The sequence below is a fragment of the Pseudoalteromonas luteoviolacea H33-S genome (assembly GCF_001625695.1).
Taxonomy (GTDB): Bacteria; Pseudomonadota; Gammaproteobacteria; order Enterobacterales; family Alteromonadaceae; genus Pseudoalteromonas; species Pseudoalteromonas luteoviolacea_B.
On the sequence record NZ_AUXY01000072.1, the window covers coordinates 142333 to 155161 of the forward strand.

The following is a 12829-nucleotide window of genomic DNA, read 5'->3' on the forward strand; positions in this document are numbered from 1 at the left end:
GGTTTACTTACCTGCCATTTTGGTTTCAGCATTGGCTGCCATTAAGGCAAACACAGCATATGCCGCGGTATTTTGCTTCAATTTCTCAGGATCAACCTTATCTAACGTATCATCCGCAGTGTGGTGGTAATCGAAGTAGTCTGTGCCTACTTGATGTAGATCGAAAATTGGCGCTGATGTGGTCTGTCTCAGAGGAATAAGGTCCGGTCCGCCTCGCGCTTCATTTTTACGAATATATTTCACGCCCAATGGCTTCAATTGCTTGGCGATGGCTCTGACTACAGGCAGAGAAGCCGCGTTAACGTTTGACTCAAACGCATATACGATATCGGCACCAAAGTCAGACTCCGCTGCGGCAACAATATTACTTAGTTGCTTTTCGTAATGTTTAAAATACGCCTTAGCGCCCCATAAACCCAGTTCTTCAGCAGCAAACAAGACAACACGAATACTACGCTCAGGACGAGTATGATCAGCAATATGCTTAGCAGCTGCCATCGTCAAGGCTACGCCAGCACCGTCATCAAGAGCACCAGTTCCAAGATCCCACGAGTCTAGGTGGCTACCCAGTAAAACGTATTGCTGAGGGTACTTAGATCCCGTAATTTCACCGATAACATTGTAGCTGGTGCCTTCGCCTAAATCTTCAGTTTGAATATTCAGCTCAACTTGAACAGGTTTACCAAGTGCTATCAGACGCGCAAGTTGATCTGCATCTGGGTTTGCAACCGCAGTGGCTGGGATCTTAGTAACACCTTTGGTGTAGTGACTGCCACCAGTATGGGCAAATCTGTGGTGACTGGTACTGACTGAGCGCATCATGTAAGCAATTGCGCCTTTTTTAGCGGCTTCTACAGCACCTTTATTGCGGGCTTTTACCGCAGGTCCATAACCATTGCCGTCGATAGCTCGGTTCATACGGTAATTAATAAAAGCAATCTTACCTTCTAAACTGCCCGCTGGTGCTGCAATTAATTCGTCATATGTTTCGAATAAGACGACTTCGCCAGACAAGCCTTTTTTTGGCGTACTGATACTATTACCGAGTGCGGTTAGGTGTAAAGGTTGCTTGCTCGGCGTAAGAATAAAACCAGATTCGTGGTAACGTCGCCACTCAGGAAATTTGGAAGGTTCCAACCATACTTTATCAAAACCAAGTTTTTGAAACTTTTGCTTCGCCCATGCAACGGCCATCTTGTCATTTTCAGTGCCTGGTAAACGCGGCCCAACTTCTGTTGTGAGTGATTTCACCAGTTGCCAACTTAGATTGCTATTGAGGGCGTGCTCGCGCACTTTTTCTACCATCTTTAACTCAGCGTTTGTAAATTCTTGCGCGTGAGTGATATGGCTTGTGCACAATGCCACAAGCGGCAGTATGCTGGATTTTATCAGCGTACGAAATGCATGTTTCATGAATAATCCTTGATAGATAAATTGAGTTTTATTCTGACATTGAACGTATTTAATTTAAACGTTAATAAGATGAATGGCATGAATATGCTCTGTAGTATTATTGTTTTTTTATACTGGATAATACGCCTTTTGGATTTATAAAAGTAGGTAGACGCTTATATATCAAGCCCTGTCGATATTTGTTAAAATTGGTCTACTTTGATCTGTTAGGACATCCATGTGAATTTGCAATTTTCTCAACTACCACTGCGCCAAGAGTTGCAGGCTTCTTTGTCTAAGGCTGGCTTTAGTAAAATGACGCCTATTCAAGCGCAGGCTTTACCCGAGTTATTAAATGGCAAGGATGTTGTTGCGCAAGCTAAAACCGGTTCTGGTAAAACACTGGCCTTTAGTTTGGCAGTTTTACAAGCGTTAGATGCAAGTACTCAGCAAATTCAGGGGCTTATTTTGGCGCCTACACGAGAACTTGCATCGCAAGTTGCTGATGAAGTGAGAAAGTTGGCGAAGTCACTCGCGAATATCAAGGTGCTGACGATTTGTGGGGGAGAGCCGATTGGGCCACAGATCAGCTCATTAGAGCATGGCGCGCACATTGTTGTTGGTACGCCAGGGCGTATTGAGGAGCATTTGTTTAAAGGCACGTTAGATTTGACTGGTGTCAGTCATTTTGTGTTGGATGAAGCCGATCAAATGCTAGAAATGGGTTTTATTGATGCGATTGAGAACATCGCTGTCTACTTATCACCGACTCGTCAGACAATGATGTTTAGTGCGACGTATCCTAAAGATATAGAAAAGCTTGCAACACAGTTTATGCAATCGCCAGTGGTCGTTAAAGGTGAAACGGAAGCACTGAATAAGCAAATCAAGCAGCAATTTTTCCATCTTAAAAACAATAAGCTGCGCTTTAATACGCTAAAATTATTGTTGCTACAGCATAAGCCTCAAAGCTGTATTGTGTTTTGTAACACTAAGGTTGAAACGAAAAAGCTGTACACTGAGTTACAGCAAACAGGTCTACAAGTGGCTGTTTTGCATGGTGACTTGGCACAAATTGAGCGCCAGCGTATGTTATTGCGCTTTGCCAATAAAAGTGCCTCAATTCTTGTGGCTACAGATGTGGCAGCACGCGGACTGGATATTGATGATATCGATATGGTGATTAACTATCATATGGCGCTTGAACCGCAAACTCATGTTCACCGTGTTGGCCGAACTGGCCGAGGCGGTAAAAAAGGCTTTGCTTGCTCTCTCTATGGCGAAAATGAAACGTTTAAAGTTAAACAACTAAGTGATTTATACGAGCGAGAATTTAATCCATCACCAACACCTCCGCTCAGTTTGTTAGATAAGCCGGTATACAAGCCTAGTATGGTCACTGTGGTACTGGATGTTGGCAAAAAGCAGAAAGTGAGAGCTGGTGACATTGTGGGTTGCCTCACGGGTGAAAATGGCATCAGTGGTGCGCAGATTGGAAATATTACAGTGCAAGACAACCAAGCCTATGTGGCCATTTATCGTGACGCAGTAAAGCCCGCTATTCGCAAATTACAGGCTGATAAAATTAAGGGCAAACGCGTTAAAGCTAAGCGCCTTGTGTAAATAGAGGCAGCTTACAGGCAGCCTTTTAGCTGTTCATATTCACTTTTTATTTGTTGAAAAGCACGTGTAGAGCCACCTTTATCTGGGTGGTTTTCTATGGCAAGTTGTCGCCAACGTTTTTGCAACTCTGTTGCACAAAAATGTTCTGAAAGCTGCCATTTTTTTAGTAAATGTGTGCGTTCAGAGATACACATCGGCACATGAGAGACATACCTTTTCCAGAATCCGTTTAATAGGGCTTCTACCTCTTCTTTGCTGGTATCATAATTATTCCAGTCTAGGTAATAATCCTTTAATGGTTCAACTTTTTGGAGTGCTTGCTCATTCCACGTGGTGTGAGCTGAAACTCTCTGCTGTAAGTAGATGTCGAGATTGGAGATGTGGACGTCGTAACCATTTAACTGCAACTCATTTTGTAATTGGTATAACGCATTCATGATAAGAAAGTTCTTTTTAAATAATTCTTTATGAGGATCTGAATCTAATTCTGGTAAGGCGTTGTTTTTACTTATTCGGCTCGCTAATTCATGCACCTTTAGGTGCTCGCCAGTCGAGATAATTTCAAAAATAATATCAAGTAATGGGTTGGTCATTGTCCGGTCTGTAAACATAGTGTATCTTCATTGCCTAAGGTATTGTTGATGAAATATTACGCTATTGCAAATTAGGATTAGCACGGATGGCATTTAGAAATACATGCTGTATGTTGATGGTGATATTGGGATTCAGTTTTCAGGCCATGGCATCAGAGGTGTCTAATGAAATTCAGACACTGGAGCAACAAATAGGAAATATTGCTCACCTAGATAACTGGCAAGAACAAAAGATGGCTGCGGAGCAGCTATTAAACCATCCTCAACTGCAATTAAAGCAACGCTATGCTTTATTACAAAATATGGGGAATACGGCATTTTCTCTAGGTCGCTACAACGATGGCATCGGTTATTTTAAAACGCTCGAGTTGGCGCTAGATGAACAGGGAGAGCCACAGCTGCTGTTCAAGGCGATAAAAATGCAGGGTGTTGGTTGGTATTATGCCGGTGGCTTTTCTGCAGCTAAAATTGACTATGAACGGGCCTTGGAACTTGCAAAAAATCACTCACCAGCCATAGAAGTGGCACACATTCAAAATAACCTCGGCTTAGCTAATTTAAAACTTCATGATTTATTAAACGCCCTTTCTGCATTTACTGAGGCGCACTCCTTGTATCAGTCACATGGCAACGAACAAGATGAGGCTGACATCATTCTGAATATTGCCAGTGTGTATATACGCCTGCTCCGTTATGAAAAAGCAGAAACCTTGTTACTTAAGGCCATTAAGCTGTTTGATAAATTGTCAGATGGACGCGGCATGGCATTAGCCCAAGCAAACTTAGGGGTCATTTACACTCAGACGGATAGACTCGAGGAAGCGCGCACATTTTTACAGCGCGCAGCTGATTATTATGAAGCTGCCAATGATGTCACATTTTTATCCTACGAGTATACGAACCTAGCGAGAGTGAGTATTGTTTTAGGTGAGTTTGAACGTGCCGAAGTGGAGGCAAATTTTGCGATTTATTATGCTGAAAAGTCGGAAAATTTAGAAAGTATGGCGCAGGCTCTGCACATCAGAGCTCAGTTAGATTTCGTTCAAGGTAAGATTGTGTCGGCCATAGAGGCCGCTCAGCAGAGCATGGAAATCAGCTTGAAGTTAGGAGGTTCACTCCTTGCTAATCAATCCATGTCGATTCTTGCACTGGCAAAAGCCTCTCAAGGAGATACGGCACAAGCATTGTCGATTATGATTGAATACAATCGAGTACGCTCAAAACTACTTAACCAAGCTCTATTCAAAGAATCTGAAAAATACCAAAAGCAGTTTGAAGAGGGGGAGTTAAGCCAAGAACTTGCGAAACTAAAGCAAGCTCAGCAGCTACAAGAGTTGAAAAGTCATCAGCAACAGCAGTTGATTTGGATGGGTGGCTTGGTGGTTATTTTTGCGCTATTAGCATCTGTGGCATGGTATCGACGTAGCCTAGAGCATAAAGCAAAGCTAGATTTGCGTCATGAAGTTGCACAGCGTACAGCAGAGCTGCAAAAAACGGCGGATCAGCTGCGCAATGCGAATCAAATCAAAAGCCAGTTTTTGGCAAATATTAGCCATGAAATCAGAACACCACTGACAGCTATTCTTGGCTACAGTGAGAATATGCTCAGAGAACACCAGCATAATGTTGACCTTCAGGAGTCACTTGAGGTGCTGCATCGTCAGGGCGTGCACTTAAAAGAGTTGATCAGCGACGTACTAGATTTGAGCAAAATAGAGGCAGAGCAGCTTGAATTAGAAATGACCGAGTTTAATGTGGAGGCCCTACTCACTGATATTACCGATATGTTTCACCACCCTTGCATGGAAAAGTCACTTGAGTTAATTGTTGACCATCGACTTGAGACACCATATTGGGTTTGCTTGGATTATGTGAGGGTTAAGCAGGTGCTAATCAACTTGCTGAGCAATGCTATCAAGTTTACCAAAAAAGGGCATGTGGAACTGATCGCTGAACCCTCTGAAGAAGGGTTGTTATTTACAGTCAGTGATACAGGGATTGGTATGCCTGCTTCTCAGCTAGAAAAAATATTCGATTATTTTCAGCAGGGTGATAACAGTATTACACGACGATTTGGCGGTTCCGGACTAGGTTTAAGTTTATCTCAGCAACTAGCCACTATGATGGGAGGGACCATCAGAGCCAGTAGTGAACTTCATATCGGAAGCTGCTTTTCGTTTTGGCTGCCTTGTCAGCGACTCAATGCCTCGCATTATCAGAGTGTTTCAGAGCAGTCTAGAATTGGTGTCAGTGCCATGTTTAGCGGCGAGGTCTTAGTTGCAGAAGATCATGATGATAACCGAGTACTATTTGAGCGTATTTTAGCTCAGCTAGGCGTTAAGGTTGAATCGGCCTGCAATGGTCGGGAAGCGGTTGAGAAATGTCTTAGTAGCTTTCCTGATTTGGTTTTGATGGATATACAAATGCCTGAAATGGATGGATTGGAGGCGCTTAAGTTATTGCGTCAAGCTGGTTATGAAGGGCCTGTGTATGCGCTAACCGCCAATGTGATGGAGCATGAAATCAGCTATTACTTAGAGTATGGGTTTGCCGGTCATCTAAGTAAGCCTATTGAGCATAACAAATTAGTCACTGTTCTACACAGTGAATTAGATGAAGCACTAGATGCACCATCTCATGATGATATAAGTATCGATATGACTGATTTAAGGCAAAGCTTTGCCTCAACATTGGAGCAAGAGCGATATAAGTTAATTGATCTGTGGCAAGACAATGATTATGACGGGCTACAGTATCATTGCCATAAAATCGCAGGGGCTGCTTTGGTATTTGGTTTTGTTGCAATAGCTGACATCGCTAAGCAATTTGAACAAGCACTCAAAGAGAAAAAAAGTGCACAATATCAGGATTTGTTTTTGATTTTGTGTGATGAACTCAAAGTGCAGGCGTATTCAGAACAGTTCGATGTCACTGGAGTCTAGATCATCAGATTGTGAGCTAGGCTTTTTCTCTATTTCAGGTGCAGTCTGGTGTGTTCGGCTTTTATCTACTCGTGGATCTAAGTCAGGCTCAGGTGTTTCCGTTTTAAAAATACTGAGTTTGTCGTGAATACTCGAAGAGAGATTTAATAAATCAGCGCTTGAAACCGCTTGTATTTTAGAGCTAGATAAAGCGTCTGAATTGAGCTCGACCATGGACTCAATGCTTGACTGTGCCTCGTCAGAGACGACTTTTTGTTGGGATACCTGAGAATGGATGCTGTGCGACATGTCGTTGATTTCTAGCATAGCATGCTCTATTTGATCGACTTCTTTGGTTGACTCTTCAGATAGCTGAACGGTTTTATCTGTTTCTTCTAGTGCTAATAACATCAATGAATGCGCGCTATCCGTGCCAGCTTGAATTTTGCTGACCATTGCGCGAACTTCTTGCGTTGATTGACTGGTTCGCGCTGCTAAGTTACGTACTTCATCAGCGACAACAGCAAAGCCTCTTCCTTGTTCCCCCGCTCGAGCTGCTTCAATAGCGGCATTCAATGCCAATAAATTCGTTTGGTCTGCAATGGCATTGATAACGTCGATAACGCTACTGATTGCATCACTATCCGTCTTTAGCGTTTCAATCTGTGTGCTGGTTTGCCGAATATGATTCGCTAGGCTGAGTAAGCTCTGCTGGCTATTATCTGTATCGATACGGGTTTTTTTCACAGCTTCAGTTGCGCTTGCTACTGAGTTGTAGATTTTTTCTAAATTTTCATCGAGCTCTCGTGATACTACCAACATGCGATTGATTGAGGCTGCTAAGTCCTCGCCATGGGCATGTTGTATGGTGGCTTTTTGCGTCATTGACGCGTAGGTATCTCTCAAGTCATCCGCCATAGGGGATAGTCTAGCAGAGCAAGCGTACACTTCGCAGATAAGGTGCTCAATGGTGGCAAGACCCGCATTGAGGGCGAGACAAGTTTGCGGTAATTGCTTGTCCTTATCATCAAAGCGATAGGTTAAGTCTATTTGTGTATCACTGAGTAGCGCTTTGACTAAATTATCTAAGTAGCTGCCTTTGTTAGTATGCTTTGAAATCGTGAAATAGATGACGAAGGAGCTGATTAGCATTAAGGAACAAACAATAAGCGTGGTAGTAAAAGAAATATCAAAATAAATGGCGCATAGTACCGTAATAATAATGTTGGCGGATGTAGTACTGACAACACCGACGTTTAAACGCATCTACTTGAAACTCCTTTCTATGAGCTTAAAAACGAAAGCTTTTTCCAGTTAGACTAATAGGTATAGTCTAGTTCAAAAAGAAATCCAAGTTGGTAATAGACGAAAAAAAACCTGCCGTAGCAGGTTCTTTTTATTATTTTCGCTTCATGGAGTCGAAGAATTCGTCATTCGTTTTACTCATCGATAGTTTATCGATAAGGAATTCCATGGCGTCAATTTCACTCATTTCATGTACGATCTTACGTAAGATCCACATTTTTTGTAATTCGTCTGGCTTCGTTAGTAGTTCTTCGCGACGAGTACCTGAACGGTTGAAGTCTATTGCAGGGAAAACACGCTTTTCAGCAATCTTACGATTTAGGTGTAATTCCATGTTACCAGTACCTTTAAACTCTTCGTAGATGACTTCATCCATTTTTGAGCCGGTATCGATAAGTGCTGTTGCGATGATGGTCAAACTACCACCTTCTTCAACGTTACGTGCTGCACCAAAGAAACGTTTAGGTTTGTGTAGTGCATTTGCATCCACACCACCTGTTAATACCTTACCTGATGAAGGGATAACGGTGTTGTATGCACGAGCTAAACGGGTGATTGAATCGAGTAGGATAACTACATCTTTTTTGTGTTCTACAAGACGTTTTGCTTTCTCAATAACCATTTCTGCTACTTGCACGTGGCGGCTTGCTGGCTCATCAAATGTTGAGGCAACAACTTCACCTTGCACTAAGCGCTGCATCTCAGTTACTTCTTCCGGACGCTCATCAATAAGCAGTACCATTAAGGTCGCATCTGGGTTGTTGTATGAGATAGATTGCGCAATGTTTTGCAGTAACATTGTTTTACCAGCTTTTGGTGGAGCAACGATAAGTGCGCGCTGACCCTTTCCGATTGGTGAAGCTAGATCTAAAACACGCGCAGTAATATCTTCAGTACTGCCGTTACCGCGTTGCATAACTAAACGCTCATTCGCATGGATAGGCGTTAAGTTTTCAAATAAGATTTTTGTTCTTGAATTCTCTGGCTTGTCAAAGTTTACTTCGTTTACTTTTAGTAGTGCGAAGTAACGCTCGCCATCTTTAGGTGGACGGATCAGACCGCTAATTGAATCACCAGTACGCAAACTGAAGCGTCTGATTTGACTCGGCGATACATAGATGTCATCTGGTCCTGCTAAGTATGAAGCTTCGGAAGAGCGTAAAAAGCCAAAGCCGTCTTGGAGAATTTCTAAAACACCGCCGCCGTAAATGTTTTCGCCGCTTTTCGCATGCGCTTTCAAAATAGCAAAGATAATATCTTGTTTTCTTAGACGGGCTACGTTTTCGAGTCCCATTGACTCGGCAAGTTTTACAAGCTCATTTATTGACTTGTCTTTAAGTTCGCGTAAATGCATATTGGTGGGTTCTTTAATTAACGTTGTCTTCTCGTCGCACGAGGGATTGAGTTGATATTCGATAAAAGGTTAGTGGCTCTATAAGTTAGCAGCTAGCTAGCGAGTCGTCCAGTCTTTATACAAAAAATAAATCCATTTTATGTGGGGGTTGTCGCTAGAAAGCAAAAACCCAAATACGGCGTATTTGGGTTTTTAAATATTAAACGTTATCGTTTAAGAACTCAACAAGTTGAGTTTTAGATAATGCGCCTACCTTAGTTGCAGCAACCGCACCATCTTTGAAAAGAAGTAGTGTAGGAATACCACGAATACCAAATTTGCCAGGTGTCCCTGAGTTTTGGTCGATATTTAGTTTGCCGATGCTTACTTTACCAGCAAATTCTTCTGCTACTTCATCAAGAATTGGTGCAATCATCTTACAAGGGCCACACCACTCAGCCCAAAAGTCCACAAGAACTGGGCCGCTTGCATTTAGTACGTCAGCTTCAAAGCTATCGTCAGTTAGTTGAATTATTTTGTCGCTCATTACGTTCTCCGATAGAAATTTGGCGAATTATTTAGTGCGTATTTAAACACTCTTGTTTCTTATTGCAAGTTTAAACGTTATGCTTTATTGCTATGACTAAGACACATTTGACCAACACGAAATTTTCAGACTTTGCTTTAGCACCGGAAGTGGTCGCCGGTTTAACAGCGAATGGCTTCGATCATTGTACGCCAATTCAAGCAAAGTGTATGCCTTACGTATGTGAAGGCAGGGACATTGCGGGTCAAGCGCAAACAGGAACAGGTAAAACATTGGCGTTCCTAACCGCGACTTGTCATCGTTTAATGCAAACGCAACCAGAGCAGCAAACTTCGGGACAACCGCGCGCCATTATCATGGCACCTACTCGAGAGCTTGCAATACAAATTCACAAAGATGCTCAAATTATCGCACCGCACTGTAAATTAAATCTAGGATTAGTATATGGTGGCGAAGAATACGAAAAACAACGGGCACAATTAGAAAAAGGTGTCGATATCTTAATTGGCACTACAGGCAGGCTCATTGATTTTTATAAACAAGGGGCATTTAACCTAAATAGCATCGAAGTTGTGGTACTTGATGAAGCCGATCGCATGTTTGATTTAGGCTTTATTAAAGATATTCGCTATTTATTTAATCGTATGCCTGGTACACAAGATCGCATGAACTTATTGTTTTCTGCGACCTTGTCTTATCGAGTACAAGAACTGGCCTTCGAGCATATGCATAACCCCGTTCATGTTCAAATAGAACCTGATGTTAAAACGGGTAAACGCATCCAAGAGGAATTATTTCAGCCTTCGCAAGAGGACAAATTGCCTTTACTTTTAACCTTAATCGAGGAAGAGTGGCCAGATAAAGCAATCGTTTTTGCTAATACCAAGCATAGCTGTGAAAACGTTTATGAGTGGTTAAAAGCGGATGGTCATCGTGTTGGTTTACTAACAGGTGATGTAAATCAAAAGAAGCGTCTATCTATTTTGACAAAGTTTACCAAAGGTGACTTAGATCTATTGGTTGCTACTGACGTTGCTGCTCGAGGTTTGCATATTCCAGAAGTAAGTCATGTTTTTAATTTTGACCTACCAGATGATAGAGAAGATTACGTTCACCGTATTGGGCGTACTGGTCGAGCTGGTGCATCAGGGCATGCAATAAGCTTTGCGTGTGAGCAATATGCATACAATCTACATGAGATAGAAGAATACATAGATCATGCAATTCCAATCTCTCAATATGATAAGTCTGCATTGCTTGAGGACATAAAAGCACCGGCAAAACAACATCGCAGAAACTACCAGTCAGGCCCTAGAAAACGTGGCAACACTCGCCGACAGGGTAATTACCAAAAATCAGCGCCTAAACACGGTTAGAAGTAGTAAAGGTTAGTAGAGGTTACGAGCGTGGGATATAACTCACCACTTAACAATGTATATGCTGTAATTGACTTGGGCTCTAATAGTTTTCATATGCTAATAGCGAAGCATATGGCTGGTGGAGTTCACACAATTGGCAGAGTAAAACGCAAAGTGAGATTAGCCGCAGGGCTGAATGAACAAAATGTGTTATCACAAGAAGCGATGGAACGCGGGTGGGAATGTCTGTCTTTATTTGCAGAACGACTACAGGATATTCCTGCGCAAAATATTAAAGTTGTTGCGACGGCCACATTGCGTTTAGCGACGAATGCGCAAGAGTTTAAGCAGCGAGCTGAAAGTATACTGAACCATAAGATTGAGATAATAAGTGGTGAATTAGAAGCTTGTACTATCTACAAAGGCGTTGCTCATACATCTGCTTGCCATGGTAAACAACTTGTAGTTGATATAGGTGGTGCAAGCACTGAGATTGTGATTGGTAGAGGCTTTGATGCGCAGATTTATCAAAGCCTCAATATGGGCTGTGTTACTTATCTCGAGAAATACTTTAAAGACGATAGGCTGAGTGATGAGAATTTTGCAAATTCAATCGCAGCAGCAAAGCAGATTATCGGTCCTCATGCTGAAGCTTTTCAACAAGTAGGTTGGGAGCTCGCAATCGGGGCTTCTGGCACAGTACAAGCTATCCAAGAGATATTTTCGGCGCTCGGCTTAGACGAATACCTATCACTTGATAAGTTGTACCATATAAAAAGCCTTGCAATAGAATGTCAAGCGATCCCTCAGTTGGACCTTCCTGGCTTGAGTGAAGAAAGGCGACTCGTGTTTGTGTCTGGGCTGGCCATTCTCATTGCATTGTTTGAGTCACTGGAAATTGAATACATGGGTCTGGCAGGTGGTGCACTTCGTGAAGGTGTCCTGTATAGCATGATTGAAGACTTGAGTGTTGCTGATATAAGAAAGCGTACGTTAAATTGCTTTATTGCACGTTATCATGTGGATAATTTGCAGGCACAGCGTGTTTTTGAAATCAGCAATGGCTTTTTGAATCAACTTAAAGGCTATTGGTCTGTTGATATGTGCTTTGCTAGTGATGCATTAAAAGCTGCATCTGTGATGCATGAAATCGGTTTGTTAATAGATTTCAAAGAGTACCATCTTCATAGTGCCTATATATTGAATAACAGTGTGATGCCAGGCTATACACGCGCACAGAAACAGCTGGTAGCTGCGTTAGTTAGTTGTCATCGTTTAGATATAGATACAGATTCCTTTTCACAGCTAGGTGTGAATCAACATCTGGTTGAAATATTAATACGCCTATTGCGTATTGGCGTAATTTTATCGATGCGTCGACAGGATGATGTTTTACCAGAACTCTTTTTGACGGCATCAGAGCCAGAGACATTAACACTGACAATGCCAAAAAGCTGGTTAGAAGCACATCCACTTATGTGTACTGAGTTAGAGCAAGAAGCTCGTTACCAAGAAAAGTGCGGTTGGCTTTTGAAAGTAGAGAGTGAATAGCTTTTTTTGACGTAAAAACAACCAGAATAGAGTGTTTTTGGTTGGATTTTATTCGGTTGAGCGTTTTTTTGTTTTTTTATCTAAAAAACGCTTGATCAAAACTTTGAACTCCCTATAATGCGCACCCACTGACACGGAGCAACACACACAAAAGCAAGAAGCAAAGTGAAGGTTAAAGCCAAACGGAAAGCTTAATTGAAAATAAA

The 12829-nt window shown here is 42.2% G+C and carries 9 protein-coding genes; 4 read left to right on the forward strand and 5 right to left on the reverse strand.

Annotation, left to right across the window (positions count from 1 at the left end; translation table 11 throughout):
• Nucleotides 1-3: 3 nt before the first annotated feature.
• Entirely contained in the window at nucleotides 4-1413 is a 1410-nt protein-coding gene (locus N477_RS13155) for a M20/M25/M40 family metallo-hydrolase (protein WP_063360903.1), read from the reverse strand.
• A 219-nt stretch (nucleotides 1414-1632) separates the two neighbouring features.
• On the opposite strand from N477_RS13155, the gene dbpA reads away from it, so the two are divergent.
• Entirely contained in the window at nucleotides 1633-3015 is a 1383-nt protein-coding gene (gene dbpA / locus N477_RS13160; RefSeq protein WP_063360904.1) for an ATP-dependent RNA helicase DbpA, read from the forward strand.
• 11 nt (nucleotides 3016-3026) lie between these two features.
• Here dbpA and N477_RS13165 read toward each other — a convergent pair whose 3' ends face one another.
• Nucleotides 3027-3626 (reverse strand): DNA-J related domain-containing protein, encoded by a 600-nt coding sequence (locus N477_RS13165; RefSeq protein WP_231098063.1) that lies wholly within the window; start codon nucleotides 3624-3626, stop codon nucleotides 3027-3029.
• 68 nt (nucleotides 3627-3694) lie between these two features.
• Between N477_RS13165 and N477_RS13170 the strand changes: the two genes are divergently transcribed.
• Nucleotides 3695-6550, forward strand: coding sequence for an ATP-binding protein (locus N477_RS13170; RefSeq protein WP_063360905.1), 2856 nt, complete (start codon nucleotides 3695-3697; stop codon nucleotides 6548-6550).
• Here the strand turns inward: N477_RS13170 and N477_RS13175 are convergent.
• From N477_RS13175 to trxA, 3 genes are all read right to left on the reverse strand, one after another.
• Nucleotides 6521-7795: a methyl-accepting chemotaxis protein gene (locus tag N477_RS13175; protein ID WP_063360906.1), complete on the reverse strand. Its 1275-nt coding sequence runs from the start codon at nucleotides 7793-7795 to the stop codon at nucleotides 6521-6523. The two genes, N477_RS13170 and N477_RS13175, sit on opposite strands and share 30 nt — an antisense overlap.
• A 133-nt stretch (nucleotides 7796-7928) precedes the next feature.
• Nucleotides 7929-9188: a transcription termination factor Rho gene (rho, locus tag N477_RS13180; RefSeq protein WP_023399073.1), complete on the reverse strand. Its 1260-nt coding sequence runs from the start codon at nucleotides 9186-9188 to the stop codon at nucleotides 7929-7931.
• Between the two features lie 199 nt (nucleotides 9189-9387).
• Nucleotides 9388-9714: a thioredoxin TrxA gene (gene trxA, locus N477_RS13185; protein WP_039611268.1), complete on the reverse strand. Its 327-nt coding sequence runs from the start codon at nucleotides 9712-9714 to the stop codon at nucleotides 9388-9390.
• A 92-nt stretch (nucleotides 9715-9806) separates the two neighbouring features.
• Between trxA and rhlB the strand changes: the two genes are divergently transcribed.
• Both rhlB and gppA read left to right on the forward strand, forming a co-directional pair.
• On the forward strand, nucleotides 9807-11090 hold the full coding sequence (gene rhlB, locus N477_RS13190; RefSeq protein WP_063360907.1) for an ATP-dependent RNA helicase RhlB: 1284 nt from the start codon (nucleotides 9807-9809) through the stop codon (nucleotides 11088-11090).
• 30 nt (nucleotides 11091-11120) lie between these two features.
• Nucleotides 11121-12623 (forward strand): guanosine-5'-triphosphate,3'-diphosphate diphosphatase, encoded by a 1503-nt coding sequence (gene gppA / locus N477_RS13195; protein WP_063360908.1) that lies wholly within the window; start codon nucleotides 11121-11123, stop codon nucleotides 12621-12623.
• Nucleotides 12624-12829: the final 206 nt, after the last annotated feature.

Excerpts from the sequence above, each read along its gene's own strand:
- N477_RS13170 (WP_063360905.1), top strand. The coding sequence starts at position 3,695 with ATGGCATTTAGAAATACATGCTGTATGTTGATGGTGATATTGGGATTC.
- N477_RS13155 (WP_063360903.1), bottom strand. The coding sequence starts at position 1,413 with ATGAAACATGCATTTCGTACGCTGATAAAATCCAGCATACTGCCGCTT.
- trxA (WP_039611268.1), bottom strand. The coding sequence starts at position 9,714 with ATGAGCGACAAAATAATTCAACTAACTGACGATAGCTTTGAAGCTGAC.
- rhlB (WP_063360907.1), top strand. The coding sequence starts at position 9,807 with ATGACTAAGACACATTTGACCAACACGAAATTTTCAGACTTTGCTTTA.
- N477_RS13165 (WP_231098063.1), bottom strand. The coding sequence starts at position 3,626 with ATGTTTACAGACCGGACAATGACCAACCCATTACTTGATATTATTTTT.
- N477_RS13175 (WP_063360906.1), bottom strand. The coding sequence starts at position 7,795 with ATGCGTTTAAACGTCGGTGTTGTCAGTACTACATCCGCCAACATTATT.
- rho (WP_023399073.1), bottom strand. The coding sequence starts at position 9,188 with ATGCATTTACGCGAACTTAAAGACAAGTCAATAAATGAGCTTGTAAAA.